Annotated in this window: 23 protein-coding genes; 3 read left to right on the forward strand and 20 right to left on the reverse strand. The window is 66.6% G+C overall.

Features of this window, described 5'->3' with window-relative positions:
* Positions 1-7: 7 nt before the first annotated feature.
* The 15 genes from QWJ37_RS11490 to QWJ37_RS11560 all read right to left on the reverse strand — a co-directional run bounded on the left by QWJ37_RS11490 (position 8) and on the right by QWJ37_RS11560 (position 15446).
* Positions 8-898 carry a GNAT family N-acetyltransferase gene (locus tag QWJ37_RS11490; RefSeq protein WP_341482041.1) on the reverse strand — a complete coding sequence of 297 codons (891 nt, stop codon included), beginning with the start codon at positions 896-898 and terminating at the stop codon, positions 8-10.
* Positions 873-2039, reverse strand: a complete 1167-nt coding sequence (gene ispG / locus QWJ37_RS11495; protein ID WP_227904399.1) for a flavodoxin-dependent (E)-4-hydroxy-3-methylbut-2-enyl-diphosphate synthase — start codon at positions 2037-2039, stop codon at positions 873-875. Before ispG ends, QWJ37_RS11490 begins: the two co-directional genes overlap by 26 nt.
* A 137-nt stretch (positions 2040-2176) precedes the next feature.
* Positions 2177-2467: a YciI family protein gene (locus QWJ37_RS11500; protein WP_227904398.1), complete on the reverse strand. Its 291-nt coding sequence runs from the start codon at positions 2465-2467 to the stop codon at positions 2177-2179.
* A 36-nt stretch (positions 2468-2503) separates the two neighbouring features.
* On the reverse strand, positions 2504-2863 hold the full coding sequence (locus tag QWJ37_RS11505; protein ID WP_227928990.1) for a hypothetical protein: 360 nt from the start codon (positions 2861-2863) through the stop codon (positions 2504-2506).
* Positions 2860-3522, reverse strand: a complete 663-nt coding sequence (locus QWJ37_RS11510) for a helix-turn-helix domain-containing protein (RefSeq protein ID WP_290245343.1) — start codon at positions 3520-3522, stop codon at positions 2860-2862. The genes QWJ37_RS11505 and QWJ37_RS11510 overlap by 4 nt, the downstream gene beginning before the upstream one ends.
* Positions 3523-4178: 656 nt before the next feature.
* A complete protein-coding gene (locus tag QWJ37_RS11515) occupies positions 4179-5528 on the reverse strand; it encodes a site-2 protease family protein (protein ID WP_290245344.1) in 1350 nt (449 codons plus the stop codon).
* Between the two features lie 60 nt (positions 5529-5588).
* Positions 5589-6869 carry a 1-deoxy-D-xylulose-5-phosphate reductoisomerase gene (gene dxr, locus QWJ37_RS11520; protein ID WP_290245345.1) on the reverse strand — a complete coding sequence of 427 codons (1281 nt, stop codon included), beginning with the start codon at positions 6867-6869 and terminating at the stop codon, positions 5589-5591.
* Between the two features lie 80 nt (positions 6870-6949).
* Complete coding sequence (locus QWJ37_RS11525) at positions 6950-7627, reverse strand: NAD(P)-binding oxidoreductase (RefSeq protein WP_290245346.1); 678 nt, start codon at positions 7625-7627, stop codon at positions 6950-6952.
* A gap of 51 nt (positions 7628-7678) precedes the next feature.
* Positions 7679-8491: a CoA ester lyase gene (locus tag QWJ37_RS11530; protein ID WP_290245347.1), complete on the reverse strand. Its 813-nt coding sequence runs from the start codon at positions 8489-8491 to the stop codon at positions 7679-7681.
* A 76-nt stretch (positions 8492-8567) separates the two neighbouring features.
* The gene (locus QWJ37_RS11535) at positions 8568-9116 is read right to left on the reverse strand and encodes a MaoC family dehydratase (RefSeq protein ID WP_227904391.1); all 549 of its coding nucleotides are present in this window, start codon (positions 9114-9116) and stop codon (positions 8568-8570) included.
* Positions 9106-9747 (reverse strand): CoA transferase subunit B, encoded by a 642-nt coding sequence (locus QWJ37_RS11540; protein ID WP_290245348.1) that lies wholly within the window; start codon positions 9745-9747, stop codon positions 9106-9108. Before QWJ37_RS11540 ends, QWJ37_RS11535 begins: the two co-directional genes overlap by 11 nt.
* Position 9748: 1 nt before the next feature.
* On the reverse strand, positions 9749-10516 hold the full coding sequence (locus QWJ37_RS11545) for a CoA transferase subunit A (RefSeq protein ID WP_290245349.1): 768 nt from the start codon (positions 10514-10516) through the stop codon (positions 9749-9751).
* Between the two features lie 28 nt (positions 10517-10544).
* Positions 10545-11708 (reverse strand): acyl-CoA dehydrogenase family protein, encoded by a 1164-nt coding sequence (locus QWJ37_RS11550; RefSeq protein ID WP_227904388.1) that lies wholly within the window; start codon positions 11706-11708, stop codon positions 10545-10547.
* Complete coding sequence (locus QWJ37_RS11555) at positions 11695-13836, reverse strand: acetyl-CoA carboxylase biotin carboxylase subunit (protein ID WP_290245350.1); 2142 nt, start codon at positions 13834-13836, stop codon at positions 11695-11697. Before QWJ37_RS11555 ends, QWJ37_RS11550 begins: the two co-directional genes overlap by 14 nt.
* A 5-nt stretch (positions 13837-13841) precedes the next feature.
* The gene (locus QWJ37_RS11560; protein ID WP_290245351.1) at positions 13842-15446 is read right to left on the reverse strand and encodes a carboxyl transferase domain-containing protein; all 1605 of its coding nucleotides are present in this window, start codon (positions 15444-15446) and stop codon (positions 13842-13844) included.
* Between the two features lie 142 nt (positions 15447-15588).
* Here QWJ37_RS11560 and QWJ37_RS11565 point away from each other — a divergent pair, with 142 nt between their 5' ends.
* A complete protein-coding gene (locus QWJ37_RS11565) occupies positions 15589-16218 on the forward strand; it encodes a TetR/AcrR family transcriptional regulator (protein WP_231709982.1) in 630 nt (209 codons plus the stop codon).
* 72 nt (positions 16219-16290) lie between these two features.
* Positions 16291-16758, forward strand: coding sequence for a GNAT family N-acetyltransferase (locus QWJ37_RS11570; RefSeq protein WP_227904385.1), 468 nt, complete (start codon positions 16291-16293; stop codon positions 16756-16758).
* Positions 16759-16844: 86 nt separating this feature from the next.
* Here the strand turns inward: QWJ37_RS11570 and QWJ37_RS11575 are convergent, their stop codons facing one another.
* From QWJ37_RS11575 to pdhA, 3 genes are read right to left on the reverse strand one after another with little or no spacing between them, the layout of a single operon-like run.
* Positions 16845-18251 (reverse strand): dihydrolipoamide acetyltransferase family protein, encoded by a 1407-nt coding sequence (locus QWJ37_RS11575; RefSeq protein ID WP_290245352.1) that lies wholly within the window; start codon positions 18249-18251, stop codon positions 16845-16847.
* A complete protein-coding gene (locus QWJ37_RS11580; RefSeq protein WP_290245353.1) occupies positions 18251-19276 on the reverse strand; it encodes an alpha-ketoacid dehydrogenase subunit beta in 1026 nt (341 codons plus the stop codon). The genes QWJ37_RS11575 and QWJ37_RS11580 overlap by 1 nt, the downstream gene beginning before the upstream one ends.
* The gene (gene pdhA / locus QWJ37_RS11585) at positions 19273-20400 is read right to left on the reverse strand and encodes a pyruvate dehydrogenase (acetyl-transferring) E1 component subunit alpha (RefSeq protein WP_290245736.1); all 1128 of its coding nucleotides are present in this window, start codon (positions 20398-20400) and stop codon (positions 19273-19275) included. Before pdhA ends, QWJ37_RS11580 begins: the two co-directional genes overlap by 4 nt.
* A gap of 182 nt (positions 20401-20582) precedes the next feature.
* Here pdhA and QWJ37_RS11590 point away from each other — a divergent pair, with 182 nt between their 5' ends.
* Positions 20583-21050: an Lrp/AsnC family transcriptional regulator gene (locus tag QWJ37_RS11590; RefSeq protein WP_227904382.1), complete on the forward strand. Its 468-nt coding sequence runs from the start codon at positions 20583-20585 to the stop codon at positions 21048-21050.
* Positions 21051-21101: 51 nt separating this feature from the next.
* On the opposite strand, the gene QWJ37_RS11595 is transcribed toward QWJ37_RS11590, so the two are convergent.
* Together QWJ37_RS11595 and QWJ37_RS11600 are read right to left on the reverse strand one after the other, a co-directional pair.
* The gene (locus QWJ37_RS11595) at positions 21102-21503 is read right to left on the reverse strand and encodes a hypothetical protein (protein WP_227904381.1); all 402 of its coding nucleotides are present in this window, start codon (positions 21501-21503) and stop codon (positions 21102-21104) included.
* Positions 21504-21524: 21 nt separating this feature from the next.
* Positions 21525-21944: a hypothetical protein gene (locus tag QWJ37_RS11600; RefSeq protein ID WP_290245355.1), complete on the reverse strand. Its 420-nt coding sequence runs from the start codon at positions 21942-21944 to the stop codon at positions 21525-21527.
* Between the last annotated feature and the right edge of the window lie 35 nt (positions 21945-21979).

Raw genomic sequence — 21979 nt, forward strand, 5'->3', positions numbered from 1 at the left:
ACGGGGATCAGAAGAGGATGGTGGCGAACGTCCCGACCTGCTCAAACCCGACGGCCTCGTAGGTGGCGCGGGCGGGTGTGTTGTAGGAGTTCACGTAGAGGCTGGTGACGGGGGCTACGTCGAGGGCTGCGGACACCACTGCCGACATGTAGGAACGGCTCAGGCCCTGTCCGCGGTATTCGGGGTTCATCCAGACGCCCTGCACCTGCACTGCCTGGCTGGATACCGTGCCCAGTTCGGCTTTGAAAACCACGTGCCCGGCGGCATCGAGGTCCAGCAGGGACTGGCTGCGCTCGATAAGGCCTTTCACCCGCTGGCGGTAGTGCCTGTCCCCGTTCGAGACCGGCGAGTAGCCCACTTCTTCCTCGAACATGGCGGTGCAGGCGGGAAGCAGGACGTCGAGTTCGGCGGGGCGGGCCGGACGCAGGCCCGGGGCCGGCGGAATATCGGAGGCCCTGGTCATCTGCAGCAGCGGCTGGTCCGGACGCACGTCAAAGGGCTCTGCGGAGGAATGCCGCAGCTCGGACCAGATCGAGAGGACGGCCTCGGCGGGACCGAAGATGGATGAGAAGCGGTTCCTCGACCGGGCAAGGTAGCGTCCTACTTCTGGTCCGGTCTCGGCATCCAGACCCACAGGCACCACATTGACGCCGAACCAGCAGGCACCGATCAGGGTGCCGGCGTCGAACACGCCGACAACCTTCCCGCCGGCAGCCGTGGGTGCTGCGGTTCGGGCGGTCTCCAAATGGGAGAGCATAAAAATATTGGCCACCGGGTCGGCGGCGGCCAGGTCCCACAGCGCAACGGTGTCTTCGTCGCGCAGGATCCGCAGCGCCGCACTGGAGGCGGCGCTGCGGATATCGCTCGTCGGCTTAGCTGACGGTAACCATGGGGCCACCCGTCCCAGCATCCTCACCTTCGGTTTCCCCCATCTCTTCCGCGATCCTCATCGCTTCTTCGATAAGGGTTTCCACAATCTGGTCTTCGGGGACGGTCTTGATGACCTCGCCCTTGACGAAAATCTGTCCCTTGCCGTTACCGGAGGCTACACCCAGATCGGCTTCGCGTGCCTCACCCGGTCCGTTTACTACGCAGCCCATCACGGCGACGCGCAGCGGGATGGTCATCCCTTCGAGGCCGGCGGTGACCTCTTCGGCGAGGGTGTACACGTCCACCTGGGCACGGCCGCAGGAGGGGCAGGACACGATTTCCAGCTTGCGGGGGCGCAGGTTCAGCGACTGCAGAATCTGGTTGCCCACCTTGATCTCCTCCACCGGCGGAGCGGAGAGGGACACGCGGATGGTGTCCCCGATGCCCTTGGAGAGCAGTGCGCCGAAAGCGGTGGCGGATTTGATGGTGCCCTGGAAGGCGGGGCCGGCTTCCGTGACGCCCAGGTGCAGGGGCCAGTCGCCGCGTTCAGCGAGCAGCTCGTAGGCGCGGACCATGACCACCGGGTCATTGTGCTTGACCGAAATCTTGAAGTCGTGGAAGTCGTGTTCCTCGAACAGGGACGCTTCCCAGACGGCGGATTCCACCAGTGCCTCGGGCGTGGCCTTGCCGTACTTGGCCAGCAGGCGCGGGTCCAGCGAACCGGCGTTGACGCCGATGCGGATGGACACGCCTGCATCCTTGGCCTCTTTGGCGATCTGCTTGACCTGGTCATCGAACTTGCGGATATTGCCCGGGTTCACGCGGACACCGGCGCAGCCGGCTTCGATCGCCGCATAAACGTACTTCGGCTGGAAGTGGATATCCGCAATGACCGGAATCTGCGACTTCTTCGCGATGATCGGCAGCGCGGCGGCGTCGTCGGCGCTCGGGCAGGCCACCCGGACAATGTCGCAGCCGGATGCCGTGAGTTCGGCAATCTGCTGCAGCGTGGCGTTGATGTCCGTTGTGGGGGTGGTGGTCATGGACTGGACGCTGATGGGCGAGTCCGAGCCAACTCCTACCGATCCCACTTTGATCTGACGGGTTTTGCGTCGCGGCGCGAGAGTGGGCGGCGGTGCAGCTGGCATTCCAAGGTTGACCGAGGTCAAAACGTCCTCCATGTGCCGAAACGGCAGGTATTTGGCTGTGAAACGCGCGTTGAAAAACGCGCCCTTCCTATTATCACCCCGGCCCGGACCGGGACGGCGGTGCAGGGGCGAATATCACTCAGGGCTTAGCGGCCCGGTTAGGCGTGATCGGCAAAGGCGCCGATCGCCGGCTTCCACGCGGTGGTCTTCATGCCGGAAATGGCTCCCACGCTGGCAAACGGATCTTCCTTCAGCAGCTCATGCAGGCCTGCTTCATCTGCAGCTGCCACCAGCAGCAGCGCACCGGCGCCGTCTTCGAATGCGCCGGCGGAGAGTACGCGGCCTTCGTCTGCCAGCCGCTGCAGCCACTCGCGGTGGGCGGGACGGTGCTCGTTCCGCAGTTCGGAGGAATCGGCGTCGTAGACATACTCAACTGCAAAAATACTCATAGCCACAAGCCTAAGGGATGCCCGGGCCGGTGCCGGTCAGGCGGCCTGCAGCAGGAAGAGCCGGACGGGCACTGCTACAGCCGCAGCCCAGAGCATGGAGGTCAGTGTGCCGATAATGAAGCGCTCCGCCGCGGCGGGGGTTTCCTTCAGCTCCGCATAGCGCCCCAGGCCCTTGACCGCCACGACGTAGGCGATGGCCACCGGTTCGTCGGCCAGGACGGCAGCGGCTACGGCCAGCCGTTCCAGCATGCCGATGGCCAGCCCGCCGCGAAGGACGGCGGGGGGCGGGGGCGGCGGGTTGCCGACGTCGCGGGCAAGCCGGAGCACGCCGGCAGTCACCGGCCAGCCGAGCGCTGCTGCGGCCAGCAGTGCGAGTACCACCCACAGGAAAGTCACTGCCTGTCCACCTTCGTATCCGTTCCGTCTCCTGTCGGCCCCGCGGCCGAACTCTCAGCAGGGGCTGCAGCGAGCTCCTCCGCGCGCTGCAGGAGGACGGCGGCCGCCGGCCGGGCGGCCCATTCTTCCTGCCAGCCGGAGCGCGCTACCGCCTTGCTCACCGCCTGGGAGCTGATGCCGAGCATACGGGCGGCCGCGGTCTGAGCTCCCCATTTGCCGGGCTCGACGTGTTGCAGGATCCGCCATTCAGCCTCGGTGCGCCCGGTTACCAGCCTGCCCAGGAGAACCAGCACCGCTTCCGCCTCCGGAGCGCCGGGCGAACCTTCCACCGCGACCGCTGGCCGGTCCCCCGTTTTCTTGGCCCGGTCGACGGCGCGCCGGGCGGCAACCAAGGCCGGGCCACCCGCCTCACGGGGACTGTGCGGCAAGGGTTCGTGGACCGCGCCCACGCCGATTCCCACGTACCAGTTCCCGTACCGCAGGACCTGCAGTGTGGCGTCGACGGCGGTTTCGGCGCTGCCGCAGATACCTTGGATCTCATCTCCCACCGACCGCTCGAAACCCAGCACCATGGGCAGGTCCGCCAACGCAGCCAAAAGATCCGGGACGCCGTCTCCGCTTCCCTGGCTGTTGCGCTGATCAATCGTGAGGACAAACATTTTGCAACCGTAAGCGTATGTAATTCAGATTGCAACCTCTTACGGGTTCATTCGCAATTGCAACCAAAGGCTGTGCATCGGGGGACGGACCCAGCGGCGGAAGGCGGACACAGCTTCCCACTCGTGGGGCTGCTGTGGCCCTTGAGTTCCCGCTCGTGCTCTCCGGCCCCAGTCAGTGGGACGCTCTGCGCCAGGGTCGATCCCTGCAGACGGGGACCTGTGGGTACACCCTGCCCGGCCAGGCATGCCAGGGGCCGGTCCGGTTCCCGGCAGGACACCAGCACGGCGCTCGGCCCGCATTCGATCCGTACTGACGGGCCACCAACCAGATAGCCCGTGACCCCGGGAAGGATCCGGAGCCCCATCCCTGCCCCGAACTCTGTGACCGGCCCTGCCGAGACCCGGACGATGTCGCGGTAGGGAATCTCGGTGACAAACACAGCGGCAACCCGGTTCTGCACGCTTTCGGGTCCCACTCGTACCCGGGCCGGCTCAGCACGACGGCGGCGAATACCACCGCTATCAGCAGGCCCACAGGACCGCTCAGGCACCCGGGTTAGGCGGCTTTAATATCCCGGCGAACTCTGCGAGCAAGGGATTTCGTTGCCGCCGTTCCGGGCACCGAAGCGGACCGGGCCGAAAAGCGGCCAACGCACCTAGTTGAACAGGCTCACCGGCTTCACAATGTCCGCATAGATCAGCAGTGCCCCCATACCCATCAGGAGCACGGCCACGGCGTAGGTCACGGGCAGCATCTTGGCCATATCGAAGGGCCCCGGATCCGGCCGGTGGAAAAGCTTGGCGACACGCCGGCGCAGGCCTTCCCAGAGCGCTCCCGCTACGTGGCCGCCGTCCAGGGGCAGCAGCGGAATCAGGTTGAACACAAACAGCGCGAGGTTCACGCTGCCCACCAGCCCGATCAGTGTCGCCACCCGGGATTCCACCGGAATGACGTCCTGCGAGGAGATTTCGCCGGCGATGCGTCCCACGCCCACCACGCTCATGGGTCCGTTCGGGTCCCGTTCCTCCGAGGAGAAGGCGGCCTGCGCCACATCCACCAGCCGCTGCGGAAGGTTGATCACCACGCCGCCGATGTTGACCAGGTTCTCCCCCACCGCCGGCAGCACTGCGCTGGCAGGCTGGTTTACAAGTGCCTGTTCAGCACCCACGCCGATGAACCCGACCTCCTGCGTGAGGTACTTGCCGTCCTCGTCCGTCTGCGCGGTGCCGTCGTCTCCCACCACCGGCCGCTCCGTGAGCAGCGGGGTAATGCTGGTCTGCCGTTCCTCACCGTCGCGGACGTAGGTGAGCGGGACGCTCCGCCCGGCGGCGTCACGGATCCAGGATGAGAGTTCATCCCAGGACGTGACTTCCCTGCCGTCGAACACCGTGATGGTGTCCCCCGGGAGGAGGCCTGCCTCGTAAGCCGGGGCTGCAGGGTCCTCGGCCGTGCACTCGGTCTGCCCGGTGGCGGCCTGCTGCTCGGCGGAAATCACGCACTGGTTCACGGAGGCCAGGGTGGTGGTGGTCTGCGCGGTGCCAAAGCCCATCAGCAGCACCGCAAAGAGCACGACGCCGATCAGCAGGTTCATCAGCGGCCCGCCAAGCATAATGATGATGCGTTTGTAGATCGGCAGTTTGTAGAAGACCCGGTTCTCATCGCCTTCCACCAGCCGGTCCGTTTCGGCCTGGCGTGCCTCGGTGGCCAGCTGCTGGAACATTCCGGTGCTGGATTTACGCACGGTGCCGTCCTCGGCGGCTTCCTTGTTGGGCGGGAACATCCCGACCATGGAGACGTAGCCGCCCAGCGGCAGTGCCTTGACGCCGTATTCGGTTTCTCCCCGGGTGCGGGAGAAAACGGTGGGCCCGAAGCCGATCATGTACTGCGTAACGCGCACCTTGAAGGCCTTGGCCGGCAGCAGGTGTCCTACCTCGTGCAGGGCGATGGACACGGCGATGCCCACCGCCACGAAGAGTACGCCGAGGATGAAAAGCAGAATGGTCAACGGGCTTCCTTCATTTGAACTGCACCTGGTTCCAACGCGTGCCGGGAGGTCGCAGGGTCGCTATCTTCCACAACGCGCCCGTGCAGCGCCGCGTGCCCACGTCTCCGCTGCCAGCAGCGACTCCAGGGTAAGCGGCCCGGAGTCCGGGGACTCTTCCAGCACGGCGGCGATCGTATCAACTATGTCTGTGAATCCGATGAGTCCGTCGTGGAAAGCGTCCACGGCTTCCTCGTTCGCCGCGTTGTAGACCGCCATGCCGGTTCCGCCTGCTGCGGCGGCGCGTTTGGCCAGGGCGACGGCGGGGAATGCTTCCTCGTCCAGCGGCTCGAACGTCCACTGAGCGGCTTTGGTCCAGTCACACGGCGTGGCAGCGCCGGGCACGCGGTGCGGCCAGCCCATGCCCAGGGCAATCGGCAGCCGCATATCCGGCGGGGATGCCTGGGCAAGGGTGGATCCGTCCACGAACTGGACCATGGAGTGCACTATCGACTGCGGATGGACCACAACGTCGATCCGTTCCAGCGGGATGTCGAAGAGCAGATGCGCTTCGATAACCTCGAGTGCCTTGTTCACCATGGTGGCCGAGTTGGTGGTCACCATCCGGCCCATTTTCCAGGTGGGATGGGCCAACGCCTGTTCCGGGGTGACATGGGCCAGGTCGCTGCGCTTCAGTCCCCGGAAGGGTCCGCCCGACGCCGTGACCACCAGCCGGTCCACCTCCGCATAGGTGCCCGAGCGAAGCGCCTGGGCGAGGGCTGAATGCTCGGAGTCCACCGGGACAAGCTGCCCGGGAGCCGCCGCCCGCTTCACCAGCTCACCGCCCACAATCAGGGACTCCTTATTGGCCAGGGCCAGCAGGTGGCCCGCGGCCAGGGCAGCCAGCGTCGGCTCCAGGCCGATGGAGCCGGTGATGCCGTTCAGGACGACGTCGGCTGCGGGCCAGGCGGCAACAGCGGTGGCCGCGGACTCGCCGACAAAAAGGTCCGGGTCATAGCCGGTGACGCCGGCGGCTGCAGCGGCCTCGCCGATATGCCGGCGCAGCGTGGGCAGGTCGACGGCGGCGCAGCCGACGGCTTCGGCCCGGGTATGTACGGCCTGGCGGGCCAGCAGGTCGAGGTTGGATCCGCCGGCGGCCAGGGCCACAATGCGGAACCGCTCCGGTGCACCGTCTGCGACGTCGATGGCCTGCGTGCCGATGGAGCCGGTGGACCCGAGCAGCACCACCCGCCGGGGAGCTCCGCCGTCCGGCGCCGGCCGGTGGTCAAGCACGTAGTCATAGGCCGTGCTGGCCGGTGCCGGGCTGGATGTGGTGCTGGATGCGGTGCTGGGCGTCTGCTGCATGCTTCCAGTATCCCCCAGCGGGCCGGCCGGGGCGGGATACCGGGTCCCGGGCCGCCGAGCCGCTTGCCGGGGTCCTTTCCCTATCTGCCGGGCTGCAGTGCCTGCACGGCGTCAGGGATGGGAGTGGTGCCGGTGACCAGGCCCAGTGCCTGGTGAACGCCGGCACCGGTGCGCAGCAGTTCCGCCAGGACGGCGGCGACGTCGTGGCGCGGGATCGATGCGTACGGCACCTGCGGTGCCAGCTCTACCAGCCCCTCCCCTGCGTCATTGGTGAGAATGCCGGGGCGCACAATGGTCCAGTCGAGCTGGCTGCGTGCCATCAGGTCTTCCTCGGCGGCCAGCTTGGCCACCAGATACGCATACATCACCTCCTCCAGCTCCTCCGGGCGCCTGCCGTCCCGGACGGCATCGAGTCCGGCGGAGGACACCTGAAGGAAACGGCCGGCACCGGCCTGCTCCGCGGCTTCAGCCAGCAGCACGGCAGCTGCACGGTCCACACTGTCCTTGCGGGCGGCGCCGCTGCCGGGGCCCGCACCGGCGGCAAACACTGCGGCGTCAGCACCGGTCAGCACCTGCACCAGGTCCTCCAGGGTGCTGTTTTCCAGATCCAGGACAACCGGGGCAACGTGGTCGTGTTCCAGGTCAGCTGCCTGCTCCGGATTGCGGATCAGGCCGGCAACATCGTGGCCGTCTGCGGCCAGCAGGCGGCCCAGTTCGCGGGCGATTCTTCCGTGGGCTCCGGCTATGACTATGCGCATGACAACTCAACGGCTCCCGTCCGCGGATGATTCCCTACGCCGGGCGGCGCGCTATGGGCGGGCACGGCGCAGTGTCTGCTCGGCCTGCTTCAGCAGCGGCCCGTCGATCATGTTCCCGCGGAAGTTAAAGACTCCGCCGTGGTTTTTGGCTTCGGCGAGGACCTGTTCGGCGTAGGTCACGTCCGCGGGGTCCGGAGCATAGGCGGCTCGTACTGCCGCGACCTGTCCCGGGTGGATGCAGGCCTTGGCAGCGAAGCCCGAGGCGACGGCGTCCCTGGCCTCCAGTTCCAGCCCTTCCACGTCCGGGATGTTTCCGTAGATCGAGTCAATGGCCCCCTTACCGAAGGCCCCGGCGGCCAGCAGCACGGTGGACCGGGCCTGGACGGCAACGCTGCGGTAGGAACCGTCCTCCCGGCGGCTGGACTCCCCGCCGAGGGAGGCCAGCAAATCCTCCGCACCCCACATCAGCGCCGCCACGTTCTCCGCGGCAGCGATCTCAACCGCCCGCACAACGCCGAGGGCGGTTTCCAGCAGTGCCACCACTGTGAAGCCTGCGAGCGCCTCGGCCACGGCAGCGGCATCCTCTGCCTTGGCCAGCATGACGGTGCGGTACGGGGTTTCCTGCAGGACGGCAAGGTCCTTGGCGAAGTCCTCGGTACCCAGCGGGTTGACCCTCACGATGGTGGTTGCCGGGTTCAGATCCGCAGCCAGCAGGTTCTTCCGGGCGGCGTCCTTGTCCCGCGGCGCCACGGCGTCCTCCAGGTCCACGATGACGGCGTCGGCCCGCTCGGCGGCTTTGCCGAAACGTTCCGGGCGGTCCCCCGGGCAGAAAAGCAGTGCGGGTCCCATGGGGAAGGTCGTCATTGGCTGAACTCCTTGATACTCCGGTTACCGGTTTCTTCCACAGCAGTTACTCCTGTCACGGCTGTGCTTTTACAACCTATCGCGGTCCGGCGGCCTGTTCCTGCGCGGCAAAACCCTCGGAGGTCCACATCAGTGCCGTTCGGCGGAAGGTTGCCACCACCTCACCGTCCTGGTTCCGCCCGGTGTGCTCGAACTCCGCGATCCCCTGCCCGGGCCGGGAGGCGGAAAGCCGGGTACCGGCCACGAGGGTTTCGCCGTACAAGGTGTCGCCGTGGAACAGCGGATGCGGGAACCTGATGTCCGTCATGCCCAGCTGGGCCACCAGGGTGCCCTGGGTCAGCTGCCCCACGGACTGTCCCACAATGGTGGAGAGCGTCAGCATGGAGTTCACCAGCCGCTGCCCAAACGGCGCCGTGGCACTGAAGGCGGCGTCCAGGTGCAGGCCCTGGGTGTTCATGGTCAGCGTGGTGAACAGGACGTTGTCCGCCTCGGTGACTGTGCGGCCCGGCCGGTGCTGATAGACCGTACCCGCCTCGAGCTCGTCCAGGAACAGCCCCCGCTGGATGACCACCTTCGGCTGGGTCCCGAGGCCGCTGCCGTTCCGCGCGGTCTGCTCAGAGGCCATGACTGACCTCCAGCGGCGCTCCGGTGGCGGCCAGCACGTCCTGAACGCTGACGCCCGGGGCGGTCTCGCGCAGGACCAGCCCTTCCGGCCCCACCTCGATGACGGCCAGGTCCGTGACGATCAGGTCAACGCACCCCTTCCCGGTCAGGGGCAGGGAGCACTCGGACACGATCTTGGGCCGGCCGGACCGGTCCATGTGTTCCATCATCACGATCACCCGCTTGGCGCCGAAGACCAGGTCCATGGCCCCGCCCATGCCCTTGACCATCTTGCCCGGAACCATCCAGTTGGCCAGGTCACCGTTGGCGGCCACTTCCATGGCTCCGAGCACGGCCACATCCACGTGGCCGCCGCGCACCATGCCGAAGGAGGCACCCGAATCGAAGAAGGAGGCACCGCGGTTGACGGTGACTGTTTCCTTGCCGGCGTTGATCAGGTCCGGGTCCAGGGCCTCCTCGGAGGGATAGGGGCCGACGCCGAGGATGCCGTTTTCGGAGTGCAGCACCACCTCGACGCCGTCGGGGATGTAGTTGGGGATCAGGGTGGGCATGCCGATTCCCAGGTTGACGTATTCGCCGTCGTGCAGCTCCCGCGCCACCCGGGCGGCCAGTTCATGCCTGCTCAGTGCCATCTCAGGCCTCCTTGTTGTTCGGGGTGCTCACGGTGCGCTTCTCAATGCGCTTCTCCACGTCCGGGGCCAGCACCACGCGCTGGACAAAGATCCCCGGGACGTGAACGTGCTCCGGATCCAGCTCTCCGGGTTCCACCAGTTCCTCCACCTCGGCAATGGTGATCCGGCCTGCGGTGGCGCAGAGCGGGTTGAAGTTCATGGCCGTGGCGTGGAAGACCAGGTTCCCGTGCCGGTCCCCCTTGGCGGCATGCACCAGGGCGAAGTCCGGGGTCAGGGATTCCTCCAGCACATAGTCCGCCCCGTTGAAGCTGCGCACCTCCTTTGGTTCCGAGGCGAGCGCCACGAGGCCCTCGGCGTCGTACTTCTGCGGCAGGCCGCCTTCGGAAACCTGCGTACCCACCCCGGCGGGCGTATAGAACGCCGGAATACCCGCGCCCCCGGCGCGCAGCTTCTCCGCCAGCGTGCCCTGGGGCGTGAGGACCACTTCAAGCTCCCCGGAGAGGAACTGGCGGGCGAACTCCTTGTTCTCCCCCACGTAGGAACTGACGGTACGGCGGATGCGGTGGTCTGCGAGCAGCCGGCCCAGGCCCCAGTCATCCACGCCGCAGTTGTTGCTCACGGTCTCCAGGTCCGTGGTGCCCTGGAGGTGCAGTGCGTCGATCAGCGCCACCGGGATGCCGCACAGGCCGAAGCCGCCCACGGCGAGGGAAGCCCCGTCGGGAATGTCCGCCACGGCTGCTGCCGCGCTTGGGTACACCTTGTCGATCATGCCCTGTTCCCTTCCTTGTTCCTCATCCTCACAGGCCCATACTGCGGGCAATCAGCATCAGCTGCACCTCAGTAGTTCCTTCGCCGATTTCCAGGATCTTCGAATCCCGGTAATGCCGGGCCACCGGGAAGTCATTCATAAAGCCGTAGCCGCCGAAAATCTGGGTGGCATCGCGGGCATTGTCCATGGCCGCTTCGCCGGCGATCATCTTCGCCATGGCGGCCTGGGTCTTGAACGGCTTGCCGGCCAGCATCCGGGCGGCGGCGTCATAGTAGGCCAGCCGGGCAGTGTGGGCACGGGACTGCATCCGGGCGATCTTGAAGGAGATGGACTGATAGGTGCCGATGGGCGCCCCGAAAGCGGAGCGTTCCTTGGCGTATTTCAGGGATTCCTCAACGCAGCCCTGGGCGGCGCCGGTGGCCAGCGCGGCAATGGCAATGCGGCCCTCATCGAGGATCTGCAGGAAATTGGCGAATCCGCGGCCCGGAGCTCCGAGCAGGTTCGCTTCGGGGACCCGGACGTCGGTGAGGGTCAGCGGGTGGGTGTCCGAGGCATTCCAGCCCACCTTGTTGTACGGCTTTTCAGCGGTGAAGCCGGGGGTGTCGGTGGGCACCAGGATGGTGGAGATCTTTTTCCGGAAGGTACCGTCCGCTTCCGTCACCGTATCCGTGACGGCGGTGACGGTGACCAGCCGGGTGATGTCGGTGCCGGAGTTGGTAATGAACTCCTTGCTGCCGTTGATTACCCATTCACCGTTCTCCAGCCGGGCGGTGGTTTTGGTTCCCCCTGCGTCGGACCCGGCTTCACGTTCGGTCAGTCCGAAGCCGGCGAGGGCCTCTCCGCTGGCCAGCAGGGGCAGCCACTGCTGCTTCTGCTCCTCGTTGCCGAAGCGGTAGATGGGCATCGCGCCGAGCGACACTCCGGCTTCCAGGGTGATGGCAACCGACTGGTCCACCCGGGCAATCTGCTCCAGCGCGAGCGCCAGAGCGAAGTAGTCGCCGTCCATGCCGCCGTACTCCTCCGGGAAGGGAAGCCCGAACAGGCCCATCTCGCCCATCTGTGCCACCACCTTGTAGGGGAAGCTGTGCTCGGCGTCGTGCTGGGCGGAGACGGGAGCTATGACCTCATCGGCGAAATCACGCACCGTGTCGGAAAGGTCCTGGTATTCCTCGCTGAGTTCAAAGTCGGGCATTGTCTGCTCCTTCGGGGGTTACGGCCGTGGCAGGACCTGTACTGGGTTCGTCGCCGGCGGGAACCGGCTCGGGTGTGAGGGTGGCCAGGACCTGGTCCGCCTTGACCAGGTCCCCCGGAGCGAGGCTGATGCTGACAACCCCGTCCACCGGAGCGCGCAGCTGGTGTTCCATCTTCATGGCCTCCACGCTCAGCAGCGGGTCCCCGGCGCTCACCCGGGTGCCGTCTGCCACGGCGACGGCCACCACGGTGCCGGGCATCGGCGAGCGCACCACCGGGTCCGCTGTCCCGGCTTCCCGTCCTGCCTCCGCGAGCTGGCGGTCCAGTTGTTCGCGGCGCGAGCGAACCCGCAGGCGGACCGTGAACGGTCCGGTGTCTGCGTCGCCGGCAAGCCAGAGCGCCCCGGAGTCAGGTTCAGCCGCGACCGTGAAGGTGTGCAGCACACCGTCCAGGCTCAGCTGCACCCGGCTGCCCGGTGCGAGGGGACGGGCGGTCGGTGTCCCCGGCGCGTCCAGCAGCGCGGCGCTGCGTACCGGGCCGCCGGCGATCCGGAGGCGGGCCTGTGCCGCAGTTCCGGTGACGCCGACCTCCACGTCCGTGCCCTCCGGAGACGGTGCGGCGAAGGTCAGTGGAAGTTCGACCGCTCCACCCACCCGCCATCCGTCGGCCCGCTGCCACGGTGAGGCAGAGCCGACCAGGGAGTGCAGGTGCAGCAGTGCGGCCGCCGCCAGTTCCGGGTCCTGCGCCGTACGGAAGCGGAGCCCGGGCAGGCGGCGCTGGATCAGCGTGGTGTCCAGCCGTCCGGCCCGCACGTCAGGGTCCGCCAGCAACAGCTGCAGGTACTCCACATTGGTGCCGATGCCCAGGACGGCGGTGCCGGCCAGGGCCGAGTCCAGGCGCGCAAGCGCGGCGGCACGGTCCGGTCCCCAGGCGATGACCTTCGCCAGCATCGGGTCATAGCTGGAGGACACGGCCAGTCCGGGCAGCAGGGAGGAATCCACCCGGATGCCCTCGCCGGAGGGTTCGCTGAGCCACTGCACGGAGCCCGACGTCGGCAGGAAGTCCCGGGCCGGATCCTCTGCGTAGATGCGGGCCTCCACGGCGTGCCCGGTGAGGACCACGTCCTCCTGCTTCAGTGACAGTGGGCGCCCGGCGGCAATCCTGACCTGCTCCGCGACCAGGTCCACCCCTGTGACCATTTCCGTTACCGGGTGTTCCACCTGCAGCCGGGTGTTCATTTCCATAAAAAAGAACTCGTCCGGAGACGCGTCCGAGACCAGGAATTCCACGGTCCCGGCTCCGGTGTAGTCCACGGAACGGGCCGCGTCGCAGGCAGCCTGGCCGATGCGTTCCCGGGTGGCGTCATCCAGCAGCACCGAGGGAGCTTCCTCGATGACCTTCTGGTGCCGGCGCTGCAGTGAGCATTCCCGCTCGCCCAGGTGGATAACGTTGCCGTGCGTATCCGCAAGGACCTGCACTTCGATGTGCCGGGGCGAGGAGACGAGGCGCTCCAGGAACAGGGTGTCGTCGCCGAAGGCGGAGGCGGCCACCCGGCGGGCGGTCTGCAGGGCCGCCGGCAGGTCTTCCGGATGCTCGACCGCCTGCATGCCCTTGCCGCCACCACCTGCGGAGGGTTTGATCAGAATCGGATATCCGACGTCGGCTGCGGCTGCCAGCAGCCGGGCGTCATCCAGGCCCGGCTCGGCGATGCCGGGGACCACCGGAACCCCGTGCGCCTGGACGTGGTTCTTGGCCCGGATCTTGTCCCCCATCAGGTCCAGGGAGTGGACTCCCGGGCCGATGAAGGTGATCCCGGCGTCCTCCAATGCCCGGGCAAAGTCGGCGTTTTCACTGAGGAACCCGTAGCCGGGGTGCACGGCCTGCGCCCCGGTGCTGCGGCAGGCGGCCAGCACGGCGTCCACGGACAGGTAGCTTTGCCGTGCGGGCGCCGGGCCCAGCCGGACCGCTGTGTCTGCCTCTCGGACGTGGCGGGCACCGGCGTCGTCGTCGCTGTAGACCGCAACGGAGCGGATGCCCAGTTGCCGGAGGGTGCGGATCACGCGGCAGGCTATTTCGCCCCGGTTGGCTACCAGTACGGTGTCAAAGAGCGGATTCTCTAGAGGTCTCATGGGGCTCACATCCGGAACAGGCCGAAGGAGGTCTCCGGCAGCGGGGCGTTGGCGCAGACATCAAGTGCCAGGCCTAGGACGGTGCGGGTGTCGAGCGGATCGATAATGCCGTCGTCCCAAAGACGCGCAGTGGAGTAATACGGGCTCCCCTGTGTTTCGTAGGTGTCCCGGATGGGGGCCTTGAAGGCTTCCTCTTCCTCCACGGGCCAGTCCTCACCCCGGGCCTCGAGCTGGTCGCGTTTGACCGTGGCGAGGACCGAGGAAGCCTGTGCCCCGCCCATTACGGATATGCGGGCAGCGGGCCACATCCACATAAAGCGCGGCGAGTAGGCCCGCCCGCACATGGAATAGTTGCCGGCCCCGAAGGAGCCCCCCACCACCACTGTCAGCTTCGGCACCCGGGCCGTGGCCACGGCGGTGACCATTTTGGCGCCGTTTTTTGCGATGCCGCCTGCCTCGTAATCCCGCCCGACCATAAAGCCGGAAATATTCTGCAGGAACACCAGGGGAATGCCGCGCTGGTCGCAGAGCTCGATGAAATGGGCACCTTTGAGCGCTGATTCACTGAACAGCACGCCGTTGTTAGCCACAATGCCGATCCGGTGGCCGTGCAGCCGGGCGAATCCGGTGACCAGTGTGGTGCCGTATTCCTTTTTGAATTCGTGGAACTCGCTGGCGTCCACCAGGCGGGCAATCAGCTCACGGACGTCGTAGGGGGTCTGCAGGTCGGTGGGGACCGCCCCGTAGATCCCGGCCGGATCTTCGGCCGGCGGCCGCGTCTCAATAAGATCCTCCGCGGGCTGCTGCTGCGGGAAGGTTTCCACAATGCTGCGGACGATCTCCAGGGCATGGGCATCGTTTTCGGCCAGGTGGTCGGTGACGCCGCTGGTGCGCGAATGCACCTCGCCGCCACCCAGCTCCTCTGCCGTCACAATCTCACCGATGGCTGCCTTGACCAGCGGAGGCCCGCCCAGGAAGATCGTGCCCTGGTTGCGCACAATAACGGTTTCGTCGCTCATGGCCGGAACGTAGGCGCCGCCTGCCGTGCAGGACCCCAGCACAGCCGCAATCTGCGGAATTTTCCGCGCGGACATCTGTGCCTGATTGAAGAAAATCCTGCCGAAATGTTCCCGGTCCGGGAAAACCTCGTCCTGCCGGGGCAGGAATGCCCCGCCGGAGTCCACCAGATAGATGCAGGGAAGCCGGTTCTCCAGCGCAATTTCCTGTGCGCGGAGGTGTTTTTTGACGGTCATCGGGTAATAGGTGCCGCCCTTGACCGTGGCGTCATTGGAGAGCACCATCACCTGCCGGCCGGAGACCCGGCCGATACCGGCGATCAGCCCGGCACCGGGGCACTCGCCGTCGTACATGTCTTCGGCGGCCAGCGGAGCGATTTCCAGGAAGGGGCTGCCGGGGTCCAGCAGCCGGGTCACGCGGTCCCGGGGCAGCAGCTTGCCGCGGCCGGTATGCCGTTCCCTGGAACGCTCGGGTCCGCCCAGCGCTGCCGCTGCCAGCCGCGAGCGCAGTTCCGCCGCCAGTTCCTGCTGTGCAGCGGCGTTTTTGGCGAACCCGCTGCCTGCCGTGTCGAGCCCGGATTTCAGTGTCTCCATTGACGTCTTTCTGCCGAGTTGCGAGGGTCAACCGGACCTCAAGCCTAAGTTAATAACCCCTAACCCAAGTTAGGTTATTGGTTATTAACTGGTCTGTCCACCAGAATGGAAAGAAATGTGCGCTCCAATCGGAAGGGTGGGAATGGACGCAGCGAAGAATGACGCAGAAAAGGAGGTGCCCCGCGTGACGGGGCGCAGCCTGGCCAAGGCCTCACGACGGGCCGCCATGCTTGATGCGGCTGCTTCCCTCTTTGCGGAGCGCGGCTACAACGGCGTATCCATTGAGGAGCTGGGCGCCGCAGCCGGTGTCAGCGGCCCCGCGGTGTACCGGCACTTCAGCGGCAAACCCGCCGTGCTGTCCGCCCTGCTGGTGGGGGTCAGCCGGGACCTGCTCGAAGGCGGCAAGGCGGTGGTCGCCGAATCAGCGACGCCGGAGATCGCCCTCCGCGGGCTGGTGGAGTTCCAGGTGGACTTTGCACTCCGCCAGGCGGATGTCATCCGGGTCCAGGACCGGGATCTTGGCAGCCTGCCTGAAGATGATGAACGGACGGTGCGTTCCCTGCAGCGCCAGTACGTGGAAGTGTGGGTGGACGCACTCTCAGCCCTGCACCCCGGTTCGGACCTGCCGTTGCTGCGCCACCGTGCGCAGGGCGTGTTCGGACTGATCAATTCCACCTCCCACACCGTCCACGGGCGCACCGGTGCCCGCGAGACGGCGAAGCTGCGCTCGCTCCTCGATAAGATGGCGTGGGCGGCCCTGAACGCCAAGTAGTTTTCCTTGCGCCCTCCCCGGGCACATCTCCTTGTAGGCTGACAACAAATCCCCCGAGCAGAAAGACCTGCTGTGATCGAGCTTCGTGCCGTAGTTCCCGCCGACCTGGAGGAGTTTTTCTCCCACCAGCTGGACCCCAGCGCCAACCATATGGCGGCTTTCACCGCCAAGAACCCGGCGGACCGCGGGGTCTTTGACCACCACTGGCAGAGCATCCTCAATGACGAGAGCATCACTGTACGGACCATCGTGTCCGACGGCGAGGTAGTGGGCAGCATCCTGGCCTACCGGGACGGTGACGTTCCCGAGATCAGCTATTGGATCGACAAGGCGCGGTGGGGCCAGGGCATCACCACGGCCGCCGTCGGCCTGTTCCTTGAGGAGTTCACCGAGCGCCCGGTCCGTGCCCGCGCCGTGGCGGACAATGTCAGCTCCATCCGCATTCTGGAAAAGTACGGCTTCACGGTTATCGGTGAGACCCGCGGTTTCGCGAATGCCCGCGGCACCGTGGTCCGCGAACTCGAGCTCGAACTGAGCTAGTTCCGAAGTTCCCGGGCAGGCGCCCGCAAAACGAAAGGGCCCGTTCCGCACAGGAACGGGCCCTTCGTCTTTGCCGTGCCGGCGGGTTACATCATGGCCAGTGCCAGCGCCGGTTCGGCCAGCACCGCGCCCACTTCACTGAGGAACCCTGCACCCTGTTCCCCGTCCACCAGCCGGTGGTCGAAGGAGAGGCTCAGCGTCATGACCTGCCGCAGCGCGATGTCTCCGTTGTACTCCCACGGCTGCCGCCGGACAGCCCCGAGTGCCAAAATCGCGGCTTCGCCTGGATTCAGGATCGGGGTTCCGGCATCCACTCCGAACACCCCCACGTTGGAGATCGAGATGGTTCCGCCGCTCAGCGCGGCAGGCGTTGTTCTCCCCTCCCGTGCCGTTTGCGCCAGTTCCATCACCGCTGAGGCGAGCCCGTGCAGGCTAAGCGCGTGCGCGTCCTTGATGTTGGGAACCATCAGCCCCCGCGGTGTGGCAGCAGCAATACCCAGGTTGACGTAGTTGTAGCGGATGATCTCCCGGGCCGGCTCATCCCACCGCGAGTTCAGCGCCGGGAAACGCTTCAATCCCAGGCAGACAGCCTTGGCTGCAAGGGTCAGCGGGGACAGCTTGACCCCGTCGAAGACAGGTTGCTTACGGAGCCGGGCCAGCAGTTCCATGCTGGGAGTGACATCCACGGTCAGGAAAACCGTTGCGTGCGGGGCCGTGAAGGCACTGGCCACCATGGCCGCGGCGGTGTGCTTGCGGATACCTGAGACCGGTATCCGTTCCTCCCGGCCCGGCTCCACGGCCTGCACGGGCGCCGGTACCGTCTCCACTCCGGCGGCGGGAGCGGCGTCGGGTGTGGCTGCCGGTGAGGCGGCGCGCACGACGTCGGCCCGCACCACCAGCCCGCCGGGCCCCGTTCCGCGCACCAGGGTGAGGTCCACGGAGAGATCCCGGGCCAGCTTGCGGACCGGCGGGGTGGAGCGGGGACGTTCCTGCACGGGGTTCTCCGGCCCGGCGGGTGCCGCGGCCGGGAAGGACACCGGCGCGGGAGCCGGTTCGTCCTTCGGCGTATCAACTGCCGCCGGCGCCACGGGGTCAGCCGGCGCCACGGATGCCGCCGCTACCGGAACCGACCGCCGGCGCCGGGCCGGGCGTCCGGCCGCGTCGGGCAGGGCGCCGTAGCCCACCAGGTTCGGCTCCCGCTTGGCGGGGGCTTCACCTGCCGGCGCAGGGTCCGTATCCCCGGGAGTGTCTCCGGTGGGCACTTCGAAGGAGACAATCGGCGAGCCCACCTCCACCACGGTCCCGGGCTGTTCGTGCAGCCGTGCCACCACACCCGCGTAGGGCGAGGGCAGCTCGACCACTGCCTTGGCTGTCTCCACGTCGGCGATCACCTGGTTCAGCTGGACGCTGTCTCCCACCGCGACATACCAGTTCACGATTTCGGACTCGGTGAGCCCCTCCCCCAGATCCGGGAGGCGGAATTCGCGCAGCATCAGCCCACCGCCGGCACAGCGCTGAGGATGGGGGCGGAGAGGGAGCTGGGCCGGTCCAGCACACAGTCCACCCCGTCCAGGATCCGGTCCAGATCCGGCAGATGGTGGGATTCGAGCCGGGCCGGCGGATACGGGATGTCGAAGCCGGTGACCCGCACGGGCGCATGCTCGAGGTAGTTGAAGCAGCGCTCGGTAATACTGGCGGCAATCTCTGCACCCAGGCCGCCGGACTGCGCGGCTTCATGGGTGATCACCAGGCGGCCGGTCTTCCGTACGGAGGCCTCCACTGTGTCGAAGTCGATGGGCGCCAGCGAGCGCAGGTCGATGACCTCCACTGACACACCCTCGTCGGAGGCAGCCACGGCCGCATCGCGCGCGGTGGGTACCAGCGGTCCGTAGGCCACCAGGGTGACGTCGGTACCGGCGGTCAGTACCCGGGCCGAGCCCATGGGCAGCTCCGGTTCCGCTTCCAGGTCCACTTCTCCCTTGACGTGGTAGCGGCGCTTCGGCTCGAAATAGAGCACCGGGTCATTGGAGGCGATGGCCTGCTGGATCATCGTGTAGGCATCCTGCGGGTTGGACACACTGATCACACGCAGCCCGGAAGTGTGGGTGAAGTACGCCTCCGGGGATTCCGAGTGGTGCTCCGGGGAACCGATGCCGCCGCCGAAGGGCACCCGGATGGTCAGCGGCAGTGAGACGGCGCCCCTGGTGCGGTAGTGCATTTTTGCTACCTGGGACACAATCTGGTCAAAGGCCGGGTAGATGAACCCGTCGAACTGAATCTCCACCACGGGACGGTAGCCGCGGAACGCAAGTCCGACGGCGGTACCCATGATGCCGGATTCGGCCAGCGGGGTGTCCACTACGCGCTGGGGCCCGAAATCCTGCTGCAGTCCGTCGGTAATCCGGAAAACGCCGCCGAGCTTGCCGACGTCTTCGCCCATCACCAGGACCTTGGGGTCCTTCTCCATCGCGCGCCGGAGACCCGCTGTGATGGCTTTGCCGAAAGTCATGGTGGTCATGCGCGGTTCTCCTCTGGCGCGAAACCGTTGAGGTAGCGCGAGTATTGCTCCTGCTGGCGGTCCAGCCAGGAGTTGGGCTCGGAATAGACGTGGGCGAAGACATCGGCAGGCACCGGGTCAGGCATGCCCAGGCAGGCCGCCCGAAGCTCGGCCGCTGCGGCATCCGTTTTTGCGGCGACGTCGGCGGTGAAGTCAGCGCCGAACAGTCCCATCTGCGTCAGCAGCGCCTCGATCCGGGTCAGCGGGTCCTTGGCCTTCCAGTCGTCCAGCTCGGCTGCGTCCCGGTACCGGGTGGGGTCATCGGCCGTGGTGTGCGGGCCCATCCGGTAGGTGACGGCCTCGATGAAGGTCGGGCCGTGTCCGGAGCGCGCACGTTCCAGCGCCTCCCGGGTGGCGGCCATGACGGCCAGGACGTCATTGCCGTCTACCCGGGTGGAGGGAATCCCAAATCCGGGGGCACGGTTGGCAATAGGCACCTGTGCCTGCAGGGTCACCGGTTCGGAGATGGCCCACTGGTTGTTCGTGCAGAAGAAAATGACCGGCGAGCTGTAGCTCGCGGCGAAGACCATGGCTTCGTTGACGTCGCCCTGGCTGGTGGCTCCGTCACCGAAGTAGCTGATGGCGGCGTCGTCGGTGCCGTCACGGGTGATGCCCATGGCAAACCCCGCGGCGTGCAGGGCCTGGGCCCCGATGATCACCTGGGTGGGGGCCATGTTCACTGCATACGGGTCCCAGCCGGCGGCGGCGTTGCCGCGCCAGACGCGCATGAGATCCTCCATGCCCACGCCGCGGCAGTACGCCACTCCGTTTTCGCGGTAGCTGGAGAACACAAAGTCCGAGGGGCGCAGGGCCCGGCCCGAGCCGATCTGCGACGCTTCCTGCCCGAGCAGCGGCGGCCACAGGCCCAGCTCACCCTGGCGCTGCAGGGCGGTGGCTTCGGTGTCGATGCGCCGGATGACCGCCATGTCGAGGTAGAGCTCGCGGAGCCGGGCGCCGTCAATATCGTCAACCCAGCGGTCATAGATCGGATCGGGGACGCGGATGCCGTCCGGTGTAACAAGCTGGATATAGGGGTCGGTGGGGGAACTGCCGGAGTTTTCCGGGTGCCGCACCGGGGTATGCAGGGACACTGGGATTCGTATCCTTCCGGGTTGGGCCCCAGGGTTGGCGGGGCCGAACTGATCCCGGGCTCCATTGCCCGGGTAATGTGACCCTACTCACACCCGGCAGGTGGCACAACCATTTCCCGAAAGACCGAGCATCCTGCCCTATAAAGCGGTAAAGGGGCGTGCTAGCGTTGCGCACTATGCTCCTTGACGCCACCGACCGCCGCCTGCTTCTGGCGCTGGCGGAAGATCCCCAGCGCACAGCGGTGGCGTTGGCAGCCGTGCTGGGCCTCTCCCGCAACACTGTGCAGGCCCGGTTGGCAGGCTTGGAGCGCAAGGGGGCGTTCCTGCCGTTCGAGCGCCGGATCAACCCGGCGGCGTTGGGATATCCGCTGATGGCGTTTGTCCACGTGCATGTCCATCAGCCGGCGCTGGCCCGGATTACCGCGGATCTGGCGGAAGTTCCTGAAGTGACCGAGGCGCACGGGCTTACCGGGGACGCGGACATCCTGCTGCGGGTGGTCGCTGCCGATGCGGAGGACCTGTTCCGGATCAACAAGCAGATACTGGCGGTGGACGGCGTGCAGCGCTGCGACACCAATCTGGCCATGGGTGAGCTGATCCCGCTGCGGGCCACTCCCCTGCTGCAGCCCGGATCCCGGCGCTAATCGCGCGGAAGCCCCTGGCCCGGCGCTCATCCGGGGACATTGCCTGCGTTTTTACCAGGCGCCGCCTTGAATGAGTATCGACCGGGCCATCATCCACTGGCCGATAACGCAGGCGACCACCATTGCGCTTCCGAGGGTGTACACGCCGAAACGCGCCTTCTTTCCCATATGGTGCGCGTCCGGTTTCTTACCTGACCGCCAGAGCCCAAAGAGGACAAGCAGCGTCACCCCCAAAGCGACGGGCCAGGGAAGACCGCTCCGGCTGAACTGCCCGCTGTAAGGCATGCGTGTCCCGAGCGGAACGCTGAATGCAACGAAGACAGCTATGCCCGCGCAGACCGCTATGGCGGCCAGACACAGCAGGTCAAGATATCGGCTGGCCTTCGCGCCCAGCACAAGGTCCTGAGGGGTCAGATGGCCCGGCGGTTCATCATTCTTTTGGTTCAGTGCCATTCCTTAGCCTCCGGACGGCGGCTATGCCGGAAGGGCGCCGCCTTCAACGAGGATTGCATGCGCCATGGCCCACTGCGCCCCGACGAAAGCGAGGATGAGCACAGCTCCGAGGATCGGTACCCTCACACGGGCGCCCTTGCTCAGGTGGTGTGCATCCGGCTTCTTCGTTGCCCTCCACAGGCCCGTGAGGACCAGGAAGACGGCAAGCATCGCGATGGGCATGGGAATTCCGTTCCTGCCGAACTGCCCGTTGTACGGCAATTTGGTATCCAACGGGACGCTCGCAAAAACAAAAACCGCAATACCTGCGCAGACCGCAATGGCAGCCAGGCACATGATTTCGATGACCCTGACCGTTTTCTTCCCCAGCAGCAGATCCTCTTCGCTCAGCTCTCTGGCAGGGCGTTCAGGTCCGGGCACCGGTTGCTTCTCAGTTTCCACGGCGACTTCCTGACTTTGCCCATGACGATTTCATG

Source organism: Arthrobacter sp. YD2, from assembly GCF_030410475.1.
GTDB lineage: Bacteria > Actinomycetota > Actinomycetes > Actinomycetales > Micrococcaceae > Arthrobacter_B > Arthrobacter_B zhangbolii.

Coding starts and splice junctions, on each gene's coding strand:
- QWJ37_RS11595 (WP_227904381.1), bottom strand. CDS start 21,503: ATGGCACTGAACCAAAAGAATGATGAACCGCCGGGCCATCTGACCCCT.
- QWJ37_RS11590 (WP_227904382.1), top strand. CDS start 20,583: ATGCTCCTTGACGCCACCGACCGCCGCCTGCTTCTGGCGCTGGCGGAA.
- QWJ37_RS11510 (WP_290245343.1), bottom strand. CDS start 3,522: ATGTTTGTCCTCACGATTGATCAGCGCAACAGCCAGGGAAGCGGAGAC.
- QWJ37_RS11580 (WP_290245353.1), bottom strand. CDS start 19,276: ATGACCACCATGACTTTCGGCAAAGCCATCACAGCGGGTCTCCGGCGC.
- QWJ37_RS11565 (WP_231709982.1), top strand. CDS start 15,589: ATGGACGCAGCGAAGAATGACGCAGAAAAGGAGGTGCCCCGCGTGACG.
- QWJ37_RS11525 (WP_290245346.1), bottom strand. CDS start 7,627: ATGCGCATAGTCATAGCCGGAGCCCACGGAAGAATCGCCCGCGAACTG.
- dxr (WP_290245345.1), bottom strand. CDS start 6,869: ATGCAGCAGACGCCCAGCACCGCATCCAGCACCACATCCAGCCCGGCA.
- QWJ37_RS11555 (WP_290245350.1), bottom strand. CDS start 13,836: ATGAGACCTCTAGAGAATCCGCTCTTTGACACCGTACTGGTAGCCAAC.
- QWJ37_RS11535 (WP_227904391.1), bottom strand. CDS start 9,116: ATGGCCTCTGAGCAGACCGCGCGGAACGGCAGCGGCCTCGGGACCCAG.
- QWJ37_RS11545 (WP_290245349.1), bottom strand. CDS start 10,516: ATGATCGACAAGGTGTACCCAAGCGCGGCAGCAGCCGTGGCGGACATT.
- QWJ37_RS11550 (WP_227904388.1), bottom strand. CDS start 11,708: ATGCCCGACTTTGAACTCAGCGAGGAATACCAGGACCTTTCCGACACG.
- QWJ37_RS11560 (WP_290245351.1), bottom strand. CDS start 15,446: ATGGAGACACTGAAATCCGGGCTCGACACGGCAGGCAGCGGGTTCGCC.
- QWJ37_RS11540 (WP_290245348.1), bottom strand. CDS start 9,747: ATGGCACTGAGCAGGCATGAACTGGCCGCCCGGGTGGCGCGGGAGCTG.
- QWJ37_RS11530 (WP_290245347.1), bottom strand. CDS start 8,491: ATGACGACCTTCCCCATGGGACCCGCACTGCTTTTCTGCCCGGGGGAC.
- QWJ37_RS11575 (WP_290245352.1), bottom strand. CDS start 18,251: ATGCTGCGCGAATTCCGCCTCCCGGATCTGGGGGAGGGGCTCACCGAG.
- QWJ37_RS11500 (WP_227904398.1), bottom strand. CDS start 2,467: ATGAGTATTTTTGCAGTTGAGTATGTCTACGACGCCGATTCCTCCGAA.